Here is a 14,572-nt window from a genome sequence, read left to right on the forward strand (position 1 = left end):
CCATCCTCAGGGGCGACGATGAGCACCAGTGAGGACGTCCGGCCGCTGATACCGGCCCCCCGGACGTCGCCCGAGAACGACCCGCCCCGCGCTCCCGTGCGCCGGCCCCGGCTCCTCCCCGCCCTGCTGGTCGTGGCCCTCGCGCTGGCGATCGCCGCGGCCGGACTCCTCGTCCGCGCCCACCAGTTGGGAGACACACCGGCGACGGACAACCGGGCCCTGGTCGACACCGCGGCCACCGCCCAGGTGGCTGGCGACGTCAGCAGCGCGGTGACCCGGATCTTCTCCTACGCGCCCGACAGCACGGCCGCCACCCGCGAGGCCGCGCGCGGACTGCTCGCCGGCAGGGCGGCCCGCCAGTACGCCGAGCTGTTCGGTCAGGTCGAGAAGCGGGCCGCGGAGCAGCAGCTGACGCTCACCACCCACGTCGTACGGGTGGCGGTGTCCCGGCTGACCGACACCAGCGCCCGGGTGCTGCTCTTCCTCGACCAGGTGGCCGAGCGCCGCGGGAAGCCGCCGACCACCGCCGCGGCGCAGCTCACCGTGGCGGCCGAACGGCGCGCGGACCGCTGGCAGATCGTCGACATCACGTCCCGCTAGGGGAGGCCCGATGGCTCAGGAGCAGAAGCAGCAGAGGGACAAGGGGACGGTGCGGCGCGCGGTCGACGGCGTCGTGGGCAGACCGCTGGTGGCCGTGGCGCTCGTGCTCGCCCTCACCGCCGCGGTGCTCGCCGCCGTCACCGGCCGGTCCTGGTACGCAGCGGCCCACGACGACTCCGCCGCGTACGCCAAGGAGCGCGACCGGGCGCTCGCCGCGGGCCGGCAGGCGGTGCTCAACCTCAACACCCTCGACCACCGGGACATGGCGCGCGGCCTCGACACCTGGCAGGACTCCACCACCGGTGACCTGCTGAAACAGCTCACCGACGGACGCAGCGAGTTCGAGCGGCAGATCCGGGAGGCGAAGACCGTCACCACCGCGAAGGTGCTCTCCGGGGCCGTGACCGAACTCGACGACCGCGCCGGCAGGGCGAGCGTCATGGTCGCCCTGCGCATCACGGTGACCGCGGCGAAGGGGAAACCGACGCCGAAGGACAGCCGGATGCTGGCCGAACTCACCCGCACCCCGAAGGGCTGGAAGCTCAGCGCCCTCGGTCAGGCGCCCGTCGGCGCCTCCTGACAGCGGGGTCGCCCCGGGGCGCCCCATCGAAGAGCCGCCGCCGCACCACGCTGGGAGAGGACCCGCACATGTCGACCACCCGTCATCTGCTCAACCGGCAGCGGAGGTTGGCCGCGGCGGCGACGTCCCGCGGCCCCGCCGCCCCCGCCCCCGTCACCGACCGCCCGCCGACGGGCGAGGGCCCCGACCGGGGGGACCGCGAGACCGCTCCGCCGCCCGACGGCCATGCGGCCGGATCCGTCGCGCGGGCCCGGCTGCCCGTGCTGCTGTGCGTGCTCGCCGTGCTGCTCGCCGGCTTCGCGGGCTACGCCGCCCATCGCGGCTCCACCCTGCGGGACGACCCCGCCACCCGTAACGCCGCCCTCGCCGACGTCGCCCGCACCAGCGAACTGAAGGGCCAGGTCACCCGGGCCGTGGAGGCCCTGTTCTCGTACAACTTCGCCGAACCCGGCGCACTCGACCGGGCGGCGGAGGCCCATCTGTCGGGCGCCGCGGTCCGCCAGCACGCCGACCTGCTTGCGGCCGTCCGCAAGGAAGGGCCGCAGCAGAAGCTGGTGCTCACCACGACGGTGACCCGGAGCGGTGTGGAACGCATCGACGGGGACCGCTCCCGCGTCCTGGTCTTCGCCGACCAGAGCAACACCCGTACCGCGACGAAGGGCGAGACGAGCTACGGAGCCGCCATGCTCGCCGTCGAGGCCCGCCGCACCGACGACACCTGGACCGTCACCGGCATCGACACCCTGGGGGCCGGATCGTGAGGAAGCGCACCCGCAGGGGAGCCCTCGCCACCGCCGCGGCGGTCGCCGCGATGGCCGCCCTCACCGCGTCCCAGGCGCCGCTGGACGGCGGCCCCCGGCCCGTAGCTGCGGGGGAGCGTCAGTCGGCCGATCCGTACGCGACCGGGCCCGCACCCCTGGACGACGACGTCTATCACACCGAACTCCCGCCCCTGGCCAGCCCCGTCACCGACGCCGTACGACCCGGCGCGGGCCCGGCCGTCAGCGCCGCGGTGCAGACGGCCCTGGTCCGGACGCAGGCCGGGATCCCCGCGACCGTGCTCGCCGCCTACCGCAGCGCCGAGGCCGCGGTCCGGCGCAGCGACCCCGGCTGCGGGCTGCCGTGGCAACTGCTCGCCGCCATCGGCAAGGTGGAGTCCGGACAGGCCCGCGGCGGCCGGTTGGACTCCCGGGGCACCACTCTCGCGCCGATCCTCGGCCCGGTCCTCGACGGGGTGCGCTTCGCGCACGTCCCGGACACCGACGGCGGGGCGTACGACGGCGACACCCGCTACGACCGGGCCGTGGGACCGATGCAGTTCATCCCCTCGACCTGGGGCCGCTGGGGACAGGACGCCAACGGCGACGGCCGCCGGGACCCCCACAACGTGCACGACGCGGCCCTCGCCGCCGGGCGCTACCTGTGCGCGGGGGAGCGGGACCTGACGGTCGCCGCCGACCTGGACCGGGCGATCCTGTCGTACAACCGCTCGCGCGCCTATGTGCGCACCGTGCTGGCGTGGCTGGTGTTCTACCGGTCCGGCGTGCACCCCGTACCCGACGGCACGGGCGTCCTGCCGGTCACGCCCGGCGCGGGCGGCGCGGCGCCCGCGCGTCCGGTGGGCCAGCCGCCGAAGGAGGGCGGCGGGGGCATCGTCGTCGGACCGCGCCCCACCTCGAAGCCGCGTCCGCCGTCGATCCCGCCGCGCCCCGGCGAGTCACCGAGGCCGTCCCCGTCCGGGCCCGTCACGAGCCCCGGGCCCTCGCCGTCGAGCCCCGGCCCGTCCCCGTCCCAGCCGGGCCCCTCGCCCAGCAGTCCGGCGCCCTCGCCGTCGGAGCCCGGGCCCTCGCCCTCCGACTCCGGCCCCGGTGCCAGCCCGAGTCCCGGCCCGTCGGAGTCGCCCTCCTCACCCGCCGCCGGCACCCTCTGACAGCACCTCGGCGAGGTCGTAGCCCACCGGCTCCTCCAGCTGTGCGTACGTACAGCCGGCGGGGGTCCGGTCGGGGCGCCAGCGCCGGAACTGCGCGGTGTGCCGGAAGCGGGTGCCCTCCATGTGGTCGTACGCCACCTCCGCCACCCGCTCCGGGCGCAGCGCCAGCCACGACAGGTCCTTCTTCCCGGTCCACCGGCTGACCGCGCCCGGCAGCCGGGACGACTCGTGGGCGCTCTCGTCCGCCCAGGCGGCCCACGGGTGGTCGTCCGCCGGGTCCATCCGCAGCGGCTCCAACTCCTCCACCAACTCGGCGCGCCGCTTCATCGAGAAGGCGGCGCACACGCCGACGTGCTGGAGGACGCCCTCGTCGTCGTAGAGGCCGAGCAGCAGCGAGCCGACGACGGGGCCGCTCTTGTGGAAGCGGTAGCCGGCGACCACGACGTCCGCCGTCCGCTCGTGCTTGATCTTGTACATCAGTCGGGTGTCGGGGCGGTAGCGCAGGTGCAGCGGCTTGGCGACGACGCCGTCCAGCCCGGCGCCCTCGTACCGGTCGAACCAGCTGCGGGCCAGCTCCAGGTCCAGGGTCGCGGGCGCCAGGTGGACCGGCGGGCGGGCGCCGGCCAGCGCCTCCTCCAGCAGGGCCCGGCGCTCGGTCAGGGGGGTGTCGAGGTGGGCGGCGTCCCCGAGGGCGAGCAGGTCGAAGGCGACGAAGCTGGCGGGGGTCCGCTCGGCCAGCATCCGCACCCGGGAGTCGGCCGGGTGGATGCGCTCGGTGAGCCGGTCGAAGTCCAGGTGGCCGTCGTGCACGATCACGATCTCGCCGTCCACGACGCAGCGCGGCGGCAGGTTCGCGGCGAGCGCGGTCACCAACTCGGGGAAGTAGCGGGTCAGCGGCTTCCCGGTGCGCGAACCGATCACCACCTCGTCCCCGTCGCGGTGCACGATCGCCCGGAAGCCGTCCCACTTGGCCTCGTACTGCATGCCGGGCGGAATCTCCTTCACCGACTTGGCGAGCATCGGCTTCACGGGCGGCATCACCGGGAGGTCCATAGCTGGATTGTCCGGTATGCGAGGCATGTCGGCGCACTCTACCCTGGCGCACATGGCCGGCCGAGCGATGGAACTACAGGTGGGGGAGCGGACGGTCCGCGTCTCCAACCCCGACAAGATCTACTTCCCCGAGCGCGGATACACCAAGCTGGACATGGTCCGCTACTACCTGGCGGTGGGCGACGGCATCACCCGCGCCCTGCGCGACCGCCCCACCACCCTGGAGCGCTACCCCGATGGGGTGAACGGCGAGTCCTTCTTCCAAAAGCGCGCCCCCAAGTACCTCCCCGACTGGATCCCCACCGCCCACATCACCTTCCCCAGCGGACGGTCCGCGGACGAGATGTGCCCCACCGAACCCGCGGCCGTCGTCTGGGCGGCCAACCTCGGCGCGGTCACCTTCCACCCCTGGCCCGTGCGCCGGGCGGACACCGACCACCCCGACGAACTGCGCATCGACCTCGACCCCCAGCCCGGCACGGACTACCTCGACGCGGTGCGCGCCGCCCACGAACTGCGCGACGTGCTCGACGGCGTGGGGCTGCGCGGCTGGCCCAAGACGTCCGGCGGACGCGGCCTGCACGTCTTCGTCCCCATCACCCCGGACTGGACGTTCGTGCAGGTCAGGAGGGCCGCCATCGCCTGCGGTCGGCTCCTTGAACGACGGCTGCCGGACCATGTGACGATCAAGTGGTGGAAGGAGGAGCGCGGCGAGCGCATCTTCGTCGACTACAACCAGACCGCGCGCGACCGCACCATCGCCTCCGCCTACTCCGTCCGCCCGCGGCCCCACGCACCGGTCTCCGCGCCGCTGCGCTGGGAGGAGGTCGACGACGCCCGCCCGGAGGACTTCGACATCCAGACGATGCCGGAGCGGTACGCGCAGGTGGGCGACGTCCACGCCGACATGGACGACACGCGCTTCAGCCTGGAGGCGCTGCTGGAGGCGGCCCGCAAGGACGAGGCGGACCACGGGCTCGGGGATCTGCCGTATCCGCCGGAGTACCCGAAGATGCCGGGGGAGCCCAAGCGGGTCCAGCCCAGCCGGGCCAGGAAGGAGCCGTCCGACGGCTGACGCGGACCGGACGCGCGAAGGCGAGGGCCCCTTCCCGGGGAAGGGGAAGGGGCCCGTACACCTACCTTCTGGTGCGTCACAGCTCCTGGATGCGGATGTTGCGGTACGAGACCACGTCCGTGGTGCCGTGCACCTGGAGGCCGATGTACCCGAGCGCGTAGCGACGGCCGTCCGTGCCGACGTCACCGGCGCGCGGTGGGGTGAAGGACTGGCCCGCCGCGTTCTCGAACTGGTTGATCAGCACGCCGTTGCGGTAGATCGAGTACGTCTGGCCGACCACCCGGACCTCGTAGTCGTTCCAGGTGCCCTTGGGCGTCACCCCGGCACCGGCGAGGCCGACGCGGTCGAAGCCGTAGATCGAACCGGTCTTGTACATGTCGCCGTCCGGCCGGTCCAGCACCTGGACCTCGTGGCCGTACTTGATGGCGACCCACTCCGGCCGCGGCTCCTCCGGGTTCTCGTGGACGAAGGGGAAGCGGACGAAGACGCCGCTGTTGGCGTTGGACGTGCCCGGTGCGTCGTCCCGCCACTGGAGCTTCAGCGAGAAGTCCCCGTACTGCTGCTGCGGGAACCACAGCATCCCGAGGCCGCCCTTGGTGGTGCCGCTGGTCATCGACCCGTCGTCGTTGCGGGCGAACGAGCCGCCGCCCACGTGCTGCCAGCGGTCGAAGGACGCCTGGGTGCCGTCGAAGATGTCCCGGTAGCCGGTGTTCTGGCCGGGCTTGCCGATGCCGGACTGCTTGGCGGCGGCGTACACCTTCTTGTGCTCCCGGGCGTCGATGACGCCGTCCTCCAGCAGCTTGTCCAGCACCTGGTCCACGTGCTTGAGGAACAGCGCGTGCGACGACCAGGACTTCTCGTCCTCGATCAGCTCGTTGACCGTGCACCGGGACCGGGTCATCCGGTTCGGCACGCCGGTGTCGACCGTGCCGACGATCACGGTCAGCCGCTCGTCCCACTCCGGGCAGTTCGGCGCCGGGACGCCGCCGCCCTGGGCGATCGTGAAGGTCGCCCTGAGCGCCGTCGAGGTGTTGCCGGCCTTGTCCGTCGCCCGGTACTGCACGGAGTGGTGGCCGACCCGGTCGACGACCACCGGGGCCGTGTACGCGAGGTAGGGGCCGCCGTCGAGGGAGTACTCGACCTTGTCGACGCCGGAGCCGTCGCCGTCGGTGGCGCTGATCGTCACCTTGGCGTTGTTGATGTACGCGCCGTCGGAGTTGCGCTGCCCCGCCACCTCGGCCCCCGTCACCGGCGGCGTGGTGTCCGGCTTCGGCGGGGTGACGACGGTGAACTCGACCGACTTCGCCGCGGCGGCGTTGCCCGCCTTGTCGGTGGCGCGGTAGCGCACGGTGTGCGTGCCGACCTGGTGCACCATCACCGGCGCGGTGTACGGCTGCCAGGCGCCGTCCGCACCGATCGCGTACTCCACGGTGTTGACGCCCGAGCCGGTGTCCGACGCGGACACGGTCACGGTGGCCATGTCCAGGTAGCGGCCCTCGGCGTCGCGCTCGCCGGTCACCGTCGCGGAGGTCTCCGGCGGCGTCTTGTCGTCCGTGGGCGGCGCGACGACCCGGAAGTCCACGGCCTTCTCGGCCGCCGTGTTGCCGGACTTGTCAGTGGCGCGGTAGCGGACCTTGTGGGTGCCGACCTGGTTCACCACCACCGGTGCGGTGTACGCCTGCCAGGGGCCGTCGGCGCCGACCGCGTACTCGATCCGCTCCACCCCCGAGCCCTCGTCGGTCGCCGACACCGTCACGGTGGCGAGACCCACGTACGCGCCGTCGGAGTTGCGGTCGCCCGCCACCTTGGCGTCGGTGGTCGGCGCCGTGGTGTCCTCGCCGCCCGGGTCGGACACGGTCAGGATGCCCTGCATCTGGCCGTGGCCGGGGATGGTGCAGAAGAAGCGGTAACGGCCGGGCGTCAGCGTCACCTCGGTGGTGTGCTTGCCGCCCTTGTCGTCATTGGGATTGGCCAGGACGTTCAGCGGTACGTCGTTGTTGTACTCCGGGTCCGAGACGTCGAACGTCAGGGTGTGCGGCATCCCGGTGGTGTTGCCCGCCGCACGGCTGTTGTCGAAGACGATCGTGGTGCGGCCCGCCACCGCGGTGGTGGGGAAGGACAGATAGCGGTCGATCGGATCGCCCGCGGTCCAGGTCAGGGTCTGCGCCGCGGCGCTGGCGGGCTGCGCGGCCGGGGTGCCCGTCGCCGTCTTCGCCGCCGTCGACGCCTTCGGGTCCTTCTTCGCCGTCGCCGCCCCGGCCGGTGCGCTCTGCGGCGCGCCGCCCTGCCCGTACGCGACCGCCGACATCAGTCCGACGACCATCGCGAACGAGGCGACGAGGGCCGTCCACAGGCTCATCGCCCTCCTGCTGTCCCCGCCACTGCTGCTGCGTCTGCCTCGGAGGAGTCTCACCGCGCCGCCTTCCGTGCCAGTTGGTCGGCGGAGGGAGTGGGCTCCCCGCCCTTGTACGTGATGCGCCACAGCGCCGAACGCGCGTCGGAGGTGAAGAACCCGCGGCCGTAGTCCAGGACGTAGAGCGAGCCGTCGGGCGCGAACTTCCAGTCCATGAGGTTGCGGATGCCGTTCGCCCCCACCGGGACGATCTTCTTCAGGGACTCGGCGTGCACCGGGATGCCGCCCTTGCCGACGGTCTTCGGGTCGGTGAGCACCGCGTGCCGCGGCTGGTCGCCGTCGTAGAAGTCACCGACGAACCACTTGCCGTCCCAGTACGCCGGCCACTTCACGTTCGACGTGCTCGTGGCGTCGTGCCGGTAGACCGGGCCCGTCATCGTGGCCTGCGCGCCGCCCTTGAGCCACGGCATCAGGAGCTTCTGCTCCTCCAGCTTGTAGCTGGGCACCCCGTTCGCGTCCCGCGGGAAGTCAGGGCCGCCGCCTTGCGGCGAGTACCAGATCGTGTTGGGCGTGACGGGCGGCACGTTGACCAGTCCGTCGTTGTTCGGGGACTCGTTCTTGGGCGCCTTGCAGTCGTACCAGCCCAGCGGCTTGCTCGGGTCCGCCGGCCCGCGGTCCCGGTACGGCTGGTTGTTGCCCATGCAGAACGGCCAGCCGTGGTTGCCGGCCTTGGTGATGGCGGCGAAGGTGTCGTACTTGGCCGGGCCCCAGGTGGTGGACGGCGAACCGGCGTCCGGGCCGACCCAGCCCGCGTAGAGGACGTCGGTCTTCCTGTCGACGAAGATCCGGGACGGGTTGCGCACCCCCATCACGTAGATCTCGCCGCGGGTCTTCCCGCCGCCCTCGTCCATCTCGTCGCCCGTGAACAGATTGCCCTCGGGGATGGTGTAGGTGCCGTTCTTCTGCGGCTTGATCCGCAGGATCTTGCCGTTGAGGTTGTTGGTGTTGCCCGAGGTGCGGCGCGCGTCGGCGAACGAGACGCCCTTGTAGTTCGGCTGCGGGTTGTTGCCCGAGTAGCCGTCGCTGAAGCGGGAGGAGTTGTTGTCACCGGTGGCGATGTAGAGGTTGCCCTGGGAGTCCCAGGCCAGCCCGCCGCCCGAGTGGCAGCAGCTGTGGATCTGCACCGGCCACTTCAACAGCACCTTCTCGCTGGCGAGTTTCAGCTTCCCCGTGGCGAAGTCGTAGGTGAAGCGGGAGACCCGGCGGTCGGCCGTCCGCGTCTCGCGGTTGATCTGCGAGTGCGGGGTGTAGTGCAGGTACACCCAGCCGTTCGTGGTGAACGCGGGGTCCAACTCGATGCCGAGCAAGCCCTCCTCGTTCTTGATGAGTTCGTCGCCGCCGCCCTTGTTGCCGAAGACCGTCAGCGCCCCCGCGAGGGTCACCTTCTTCGTCGCCGGGTCGTAGACGTGGATCTCGCCGTTGCCCTTGCCGATGTCCGGGTCGTTCCAGTCCGTGACCACCGGCTTGCTGCTGTCGGCGCCGCCGCGGCCGATGTAGAAGACCTTGCCGTCCGGGGCCGTGACCAGGCCGTGCGGCTCGCCGATCTGGTCGTTCTGCCCCGGCTGGTTGGGCTGGGTGACGCGCTCGGCGGCGTAGTTGGCGTCGATGGTCGCCTTGCAGTCCGCCCGCGAGGTGCGGTTCGTCCAGGCGAGGGCGCCGCGCAGGTGGTCGCGGAAGTCGGTCTCGGAGAAGCTGTCGACCGTACCGCCCATCCCGGTGTAGAAGGAGCGCCCGCCGTCGTAGTCGCGACACCACGAGACCGGGTGGTCCCAGCCGTTGGGCTTGGCGGCCGGTGTGATGGAGCTCTCCTTGAGCCGGGCGACCGTGTGCACGCTCCCGGACGGGTTCACCGCCCAGTTGAACCACTTGTCGGGCCGCTTCCATTCGAGCGGCAGCGACTTGGTGGCCGGGTGCTGGCGGTCGCCCACCTCGACCACGGCCCGCTGCGCGGAGCTGGGCGCGCCCGTGGGACGGGCCCCGATCAGCCCCGTGAACCAGTCGGAGTACGGCTCGGTGCGCGCGGCGTCGTGGACGCCGAGGAAGCCGCCGCCCGCCTCCATGTACGCCTCAAGGCCGGCCTCCTGCGCCGGGTCGAGCACGTCCCCGCCGCCGGTCAGGAAGACCACGGCGTTGTACTTGCCGAGCCGCGTGGCGTTGGTGAAGACCGAGGCGTCGTCGGTGGCTTCGGTGGCGAACCGGCCGGCGGTCGGACCGGTGAGACCGATGGTCTCGACGGCCTGGATGCCGGCGTTGACGAGCGGGGACTCGGCGGTCGCCGAGCTGTGGAACACGAGGACCTTGACGTTCTTCCCACCCGGCGGCGAGGGGAGGGACAACGTTGTCCCCCTCGACTCCGGGGGAGGTGCGGCGGCGACGGAGTTTCCCCCGCTCAGCAGGGAGACGGCGAGCGCGCCGACCCCCACCGTCGCCGCCAACGCCCTTGCGCGGGCGCTTCTTCGAGATCTTGACCTCTGACGTGGTGCGCGCTGCATGTGGTCACCCACCCCTCCGTGTGGTCCCGACAACAGCCGACAACAGTCAGGGAAAGTAGACCTCTTTTCGCGGTTCGCCAATAGGTATGACCGTGGTAGTACAAACTTTGTCCTGAGTGTGGATAAACCATCGCCCGCCGGCTACCGTATGGCCGTCTCCAGGGGTGACTCGTGCCCCGTCAACCTCCGTAACAGAGTGGGAGAGTTCGGCATGGACAGACGGAGCTTCAACCGACGACTGCTGGCCGGCAGCGCCGTCGCGGCCACCGCAGGCACGGGCCTCTCCCTGGCCGCCGCCCCCACCGCCGCCGGGGCGCCCCAGCAGGCGCCGCTCGCGGTCACGCCGCCGAAGACCGCCCCCGCCGGGGGCAAGGTGCGCCACATGAAGCTCTTCGCCGAGAAGCTGCCCGGCGGACAGATGGGGTACGGCCTGGAGAAGGGCAAGGCGACCGTCCCCGGTCCGCTGATCGAACTCAACGAGGGCGACACCCTCCACGTCGAGTTCGAGAACCTGATGGACGTCCCCGTCAGCCTGCACGTCCACGGCGTCGACTACGACATCAACAACGACGGCACCAAGATGAGCCGCAGCCACGTCGAACCGGGCGCCACCCGCACGTACACCTGGCGCACCCACGCCCCCGGCCGCCGCGCCGACGGCACCTGGCGCGAGGGCAGCGCGGGCTACTGGCACTACCACGACCACGTCGTCGGCACGGACCACGGCACCGGCGGTCTGAGCAAGGGACTGTACGGACCCGTGGTGGTCCGGCGGAAGGGCGACCTCCTGCCGGAGAAGCAGTTCACCATCGTCTTCAACGACATGCTGATCAACAACAAGCCCGCCCACTCCGGTCCCGACTTCCAGGCGACCGTGGGGGACCGGGTGGAGATCATCATGATCACGCACGGCGAGTTCTACCACACCTTCCACCTGCACGGTCACCGCTGGGCCGACAACCGGACCGGCCTGCTGAGCGGCCCGAACGACGTCAGCCGGATCATCGACAACAAGATCACCGGGCCGGCGGACTCCTTCGGCTTCCAGGTCATCGCGGGGGAGGGGGTCGGCGCGGGCGCCTGGATGTACCACTGCCACGTACAGAGCCACTCGGACATGGGCATGGTCGGCCTGTTCCTGGTGGCGAAACCGGATGGCACGATCCCCGGCTACGAGAAGCCGCACCACTAGTTCTGCCGCGCCACGTGTTTCCGGAGCGCCGCGGCGAGCGGGCGGGCCCTGGGGTCCGCCCGCCACGCCGTGCCGCGGTGGCACCCGGATGCGCGCCCCAGGATTCGGTAGCAGACTCGAAAGGGACCCGGCTTCCAAGGAGCGCGCGCCATGCTGAGCACCCGTTTCGTCCCTGGCTCCCCGAACTGGATCGACCTCGGCACCCCCGACGTCGATGCGGCGGCCACCTTCTACGGCGGCGTCTTCGGCTGGACGCACCGGTCGGCCGGCCCCGAAGCCGGCGGCTACGGAATGTTCCACCACGACGGCAAGATGGTCGCCGGCGTCGGCCCGCTCCAGCAGGGCCAGGGCCCCACGGCGTGGAACGTCTACTTCCAGACACCGGACGCCAACGCCACGACGGACGCGGTCCGCGCCGGCGGCGGCACCGTGCTGGCCGACCCGATGGACGTCTTCGACCTCGGTCGGATGGCGGTCCTCGCGGACCCCGCGGGCGCGACGTTCGCGATCTGGCAGCCCGGCAAGCACCAGGGCCTGGAGGCCACGAGCGAGGGCGACACCCTGTGCTGGGCGGAGCTGAACACCCCCGACCCGGCCGCCGGCACCGCGTTCTACACCAAGGTCTTCGGCTGGGGCACCACGTCCATGCCGATGCCCGGCGGCGGTGACTACACGATGATCCACCCCGCGGGCGGCACCCCCGACGACATGTTCGGCGGCATCGCCCCGAGCTCCGGAAACGCGCACTGGCTCCTGTACTTCGACGTCGCCAACTGCGACGCTACGGTGGCGAAGGCGCGCGACCTCGGTGGCGCGGTCACCACGGCCCCGGTCGACCTCGAAGGAGTGGGCCGCATCGCGGTCGTATCCGACCCGGCGGGCGCGACGTTCGCCCTGCTGACCCCGGCGGAACAGGGCTGACCTGCGATTTCCTGGGTCGACTGCCAAGGCCGGGGCGGGTGTTGATGCGTCATTGATCAGGTGTTTATCGCGATCCGCCATGGTTTTCCCATGCTGATCAACACCACCGCCGCCGATGAGCTCTCCTGGCAGGAGACGGCACTCTGCGCCCAGACGGGCCCCGACTTCTTCTTCCCCGCCCCCGGCTCCTCCACCCGCGAGGCCAAGCAGCTGTGCCGGGCGTGCGAGGGCAGGGTGGCGTGCCTGGAGTACGCGCTGGAGCACGACGAGAAGTTCGGGGTGTGGGGCGGCCTGTCGGAGAAGGAACGCCACCGCCTGAAGTCCAACCGCGCCTGACCCGCTCGGTACGGGTCCGCGGCGAACGGGACCGCCGCGACGACTCGTCGGCCCCGCACGGGGGGTGGCCGGTCCGCGCGCTACGGCGCGCCCGCCCCCGCCCCCGGTGACCGCAGCGCGTCGACGGCGATCCGCGCCGCCGTGCCGATCACCGCGTCCGCCGCCGGCAGCGTCGCCGCCGGGGACGCCGCGCGGGTGAAGACCCCGACGGCGTACCGCCCGCCGTCGGGGTACTCGACGACGCCGACCTCGTTGCGCACCGTGGGCGCGCTGCCCGTCTTGCCTGCGACGTGGACGTCGTCGAAGGGGAAGCCCGAGGCCAGGCGGTGCGGCCACACCTGGAGCCCGAGGACGCGCCGCATCGCGGCGCAGTGCTCGGGGGTGCCGGCCTCGTCGCGCCAGATCGCCGACAGCAGCCGGGTCATGTCGCGGGGCGTGCTGTGGCTGGTGCGGGCCGGGTCGACCGCCCGCAGCCGGGCGATCACCCGGGGGTCCGCCAGCGCCTGCGGACCGGTCGGGCCGACGTCCTCCCTGATCGTGGTGAGGAACTCGCGGAAGGTCTGCACGGCGCGGGTGCGGGTCAGCCCCAGTCGGCGGGTGGTGTCGTTGACGGCGTCCAGTCCCACCCGCGCCAACAGCAGGTCCGCGGAGGTGTTGTCGCTCACGGTCATCATCAGATGGGCCGCGTCGCGCAGCGACAGCCGCACCTCGTCGAGCATCGCCGCGAGCCCCGTGGGCCCCGGGGTGCGGTCCCCCGGCGGCACCACGGTCTGCTCCGTGAGGTCCAGCCGGCCCGCGTCGGCCTCCCGGTGGAGGGCGACGAGCAGGCACAGCTTGTGCACGCTGGCCGTGACGACGGCATGGTCCGCGCCGACGTCGACCTGCCCGTCGGCGTCGACGTCGCGGGCGTGCAGCCAGCCGGTGACACCCGCGCTCGCGAAGGCATCCCGAATGCGGTCCTGGGTTCGGGTGTGGTCGGGGGTGGTGGATTCGGTCATAGCCAGTACTCGGCCGCCGGTCGTAGGTGCAGGGGACGGGACGGAAGGTCGGGGCCGGCTCCGGTGGTGCGGCCCAGGGCATCGGTGACGGTGTCGGCGAACGCGCGCACCGCGGCGTCGCCCCGCCCCTGGAGCCAGGCCGCGGAGTGCCGCAGGGCCAGCGGCGCACCGCCGAGCGGACGCCAGCACAGCTCGGTGTCGCCGGTCAGATGGGCGTCGCGCGGCGCGAACGCCACGGCGCGCCGGGACAGCAGCAGGCCACGGGTGAAGCTCGGGCCCTGCCCGTGGCGGATCGCCGCCGGGGTGTAGCCGTGCCGGGCACACGTCGTCAGCAGGTCGTCGTAGACCGCGGGCGACAGTGCGCGCGGGAAGAGGATCAGTTCGTGCCCCGTCAGCGCGGCGAGCGCGACGGTCTTGGTCCGGGCGGCCGGCGAGTCGTGGGGGAGCAGTACGCCCAGGTCGTGCCGGAGCACGGGGCCCAGCTCCAGACCGGAGACGTCGCACGGGTGGTGGATGAGGCCCACGTCGAGGTCGTGCGAGGCGAGTTGCGCGAGCTGCTCCGCGGTCGACAGCTCGTGCAGTTCCAGCTCCACGCCCTCGTGCCGGTCCCGGAACCCGGTCAGGACCGCGGCGACGGTCGCCCCGGACACGTCCGGCGGCAGCGCGGCCCGCAGCAGTCCGCCGTGCCCGTCCTGGACGCGTCGCGCCGTGGCCTTCAGCGCCTCCGCGCACGCCAGCAGCTGACGCGCCTCCGTCAGCAGCAGCTCGCCGCCCTTGGTGATCGTGACCTGACGGGTGGTGCGGTCGAAGAGTCGTACGCCCCATTCGCGCTCCAGCCGCTGGATGCGTTGTGACAGGGGTGGCTGGGCCATGCCGAGGCGCTGGGCGGCACGACCGAAATGTAACTCCTCTGCAACAGCCACAAAGCACTGCGCATGCAGGATCAGGTCCACGACCAGGGATCATATCCAAGTTCAATCAA

Annotated in this window: 13 protein-coding genes; 8 read left to right on the forward strand and 5 right to left on the reverse strand. The window is 72.1% G+C overall.

The window, feature by feature from the left end; genetic code table 11:
* Positions 1–18: 18 nt before the first annotated feature.
* The 4 genes from AB0E05_RS03340 (at position 19) to AB0E05_RS03355 (ending at position 3,110) form a co-directional block, all read left to right on the forward strand.
* The gene (locus AB0E05_RS03340) at positions 19–600 is read left to right on the forward strand and encodes a hypothetical protein (protein WP_361957957.1); all 582 of its coding nucleotides are present in this window, start codon (positions 19–21) and stop codon (positions 598–600) included.
* Between the two features lie 10 nt (positions 601–610).
* On the forward strand, positions 611–1,180 hold the full coding sequence (locus AB0E05_RS03345; protein ID WP_361957960.1) for a hypothetical protein: 570 nt from the start codon (positions 611–613) through the stop codon (positions 1,178–1,180).
* Positions 1,181–1,248: 68 nt separating this feature from the next.
* Positions 1,249–1,941: a hypothetical protein gene (locus tag AB0E05_RS03350; RefSeq protein ID WP_361957963.1), complete on the forward strand. Its 693-nt coding sequence runs from the start codon at positions 1,249–1,251 to the stop codon at positions 1,939–1,941.
* Between the two features lie 50 nt (positions 1,942–1,991).
* Positions 1,992–3,110, forward strand: coding sequence for a lytic transglycosylase domain-containing protein (locus tag AB0E05_RS03355; RefSeq protein WP_361958161.1), 1,119 nt, complete (start codon positions 1,992–1,994; stop codon positions 3,108–3,110).
* On the opposite strand, the gene AB0E05_RS03360 is transcribed toward AB0E05_RS03355, so the two are convergent.
* On the reverse strand, positions 3,087–4,163 hold the full coding sequence (locus tag AB0E05_RS03360) for an ATP-dependent DNA ligase (protein ID WP_361957966.1): 1,077 nt from the start codon (positions 4,161–4,163) through the stop codon (positions 3,087–3,089). The genes AB0E05_RS03355 and AB0E05_RS03360 overlap by 24 nt on opposite strands.
* Before the next feature lie 52 nt (positions 4,164–4,215).
* Between AB0E05_RS03360 and ligD the strand changes: the two genes are divergently transcribed.
* Positions 4,216–5,238 (forward strand): non-homologous end-joining DNA ligase, encoded by a 1,023-nt coding sequence (ligD, locus tag AB0E05_RS03365; protein ID WP_361957969.1) that lies wholly within the window; start codon positions 4,216–4,218, stop codon positions 5,236–5,238.
* A 76-nt stretch (positions 5,239–5,314) separates the two neighbouring features.
* Here ligD and AB0E05_RS03370 read toward each other — a convergent pair whose 3' ends face one another.
* Together AB0E05_RS03370 and AB0E05_RS03375 are read right to left on the reverse strand one after the other, a co-directional pair.
* Positions 5,315–7,597, reverse strand: coding sequence for a family 16 glycoside hydrolase (locus tag AB0E05_RS03370; protein WP_361957972.1), 2,283 nt, complete (start codon positions 7,595–7,597; stop codon positions 5,315–5,317).
* A 50-nt stretch (positions 7,598–7,647) separates the two neighbouring features.
* Positions 7,648–10,143, reverse strand: coding sequence for a ThuA domain-containing protein (locus tag AB0E05_RS03375; RefSeq protein WP_361957975.1), 2,496 nt, complete (start codon positions 10,141–10,143; stop codon positions 7,648–7,650).
* Between the two features lie 211 nt (positions 10,144–10,354).
* Here AB0E05_RS03375 and AB0E05_RS03380 point away from each other — a divergent pair, with 211 nt between their 5' ends.
* The 3 genes from AB0E05_RS03380 (at position 10,355) to AB0E05_RS03390 (ending at position 12,592) form a co-directional block, all read left to right on the forward strand.
* Positions 10,355–11,335, forward strand: coding sequence for a multicopper oxidase domain-containing protein (locus tag AB0E05_RS03380; protein ID WP_361957978.1), 981 nt, complete (start codon positions 10,355–10,357; stop codon positions 11,333–11,335).
* A gap of 150 nt (positions 11,336–11,485) precedes the next feature.
* Positions 11,486–12,256, forward strand: coding sequence for a VOC family protein (locus tag AB0E05_RS03385; protein ID WP_361957981.1), 771 nt, complete (start codon positions 11,486–11,488; stop codon positions 12,254–12,256).
* 90 nt (positions 12,257–12,346) lie between these two features.
* Complete coding sequence (locus AB0E05_RS03390) at positions 12,347–12,592, forward strand: WhiB family transcriptional regulator (RefSeq protein ID WP_361957984.1); 246 nt, start codon at positions 12,347–12,349, stop codon at positions 12,590–12,592.
* Positions 12,593–12,672: 80 nt separating this feature from the next.
* On the opposite strand, the gene AB0E05_RS03395 is transcribed toward AB0E05_RS03390, so the two are convergent.
* On the reverse strand, positions 12,673–13,590 hold the full coding sequence (locus AB0E05_RS03395; RefSeq protein WP_361957987.1) for a serine hydrolase: 918 nt from the start codon (positions 13,588–13,590) through the stop codon (positions 12,673–12,675).
* Positions 13,587–14,543 (reverse strand): LysR substrate-binding domain-containing protein, encoded by a 957-nt coding sequence (locus AB0E05_RS03400; protein ID WP_361957990.1) that lies wholly within the window; start codon positions 14,541–14,543, stop codon positions 13,587–13,589. Before AB0E05_RS03400 ends, AB0E05_RS03395 begins: the two co-directional genes overlap by 4 nt.
* Positions 14,544–14,572 lie beyond the last annotated feature (29 nt).

This window comes from Streptomyces sp. NPDC048057 (assembly GCF_040653095.1).
GTDB lineage: Bacteria > Actinomycetota > Actinomycetes > Streptomycetales > Streptomycetaceae > Streptomyces.

Bases quoted from the DNA above. Each gene is read 5' to 3' on its own strand.
- AB0E05_RS03340 (WP_361957957.1), top strand. From the start codon at position 19: ATGAGCACCAGTGAGGACGTCCGGCCGCTGATACCGGCCCCCCGGACG.
- ligD (WP_361957969.1), top strand. From the start codon at position 4,216: ATGGCCGGCCGAGCGATGGAACTACAGGTGGGGGAGCGGACGGTCCGC.
- AB0E05_RS03390 (WP_361957984.1), top strand. From the start codon at position 12,347: ATGCTGATCAACACCACCGCCGCCGATGAGCTCTCCTGGCAGGAGACG.
- AB0E05_RS03350 (WP_361957963.1), top strand. From the start codon at position 1,249: ATGTCGACCACCCGTCATCTGCTCAACCGGCAGCGGAGGTTGGCCGCG.
- AB0E05_RS03345 (WP_361957960.1), top strand. From the start codon at position 611: ATGGCTCAGGAGCAGAAGCAGCAGAGGGACAAGGGGACGGTGCGGCGC.
- AB0E05_RS03395 (WP_361957987.1), bottom strand. From the start codon at position 13,590: ATGACCGAATCCACCACCCCCGACCACACCCGAACCCAGGACCGCATT.
- AB0E05_RS03380 (WP_361957978.1), top strand. From the start codon at position 10,355: ATGGACAGACGGAGCTTCAACCGACGACTGCTGGCCGGCAGCGCCGTC.
- AB0E05_RS03385 (WP_361957981.1), top strand. From the start codon at position 11,486: ATGCTGAGCACCCGTTTCGTCCCTGGCTCCCCGAACTGGATCGACCTC.
- AB0E05_RS03360 (WP_361957966.1), bottom strand. From the start codon at position 4,163: ATGGACCTCCCGGTGATGCCGCCCGTGAAGCCGATGCTCGCCAAGTCG.
- AB0E05_RS03370 (WP_361957972.1), bottom strand. From the start codon at position 7,597: ATGAGCCTGTGGACGGCCCTCGTCGCCTCGTTCGCGATGGTCGTCGGA.
- AB0E05_RS03355 (WP_361958161.1), top strand. From the start codon at position 1,992: ATGGCCGCCCTCACCGCGTCCCAGGCGCCGCTGGACGGCGGCCCCCGG.
- AB0E05_RS03375 (WP_361957975.1), bottom strand. From the start codon at position 10,143: ATGCAGCGCGCACCACGTCAGAGGTCAAGATCTCGAAGAAGCGCCCGC.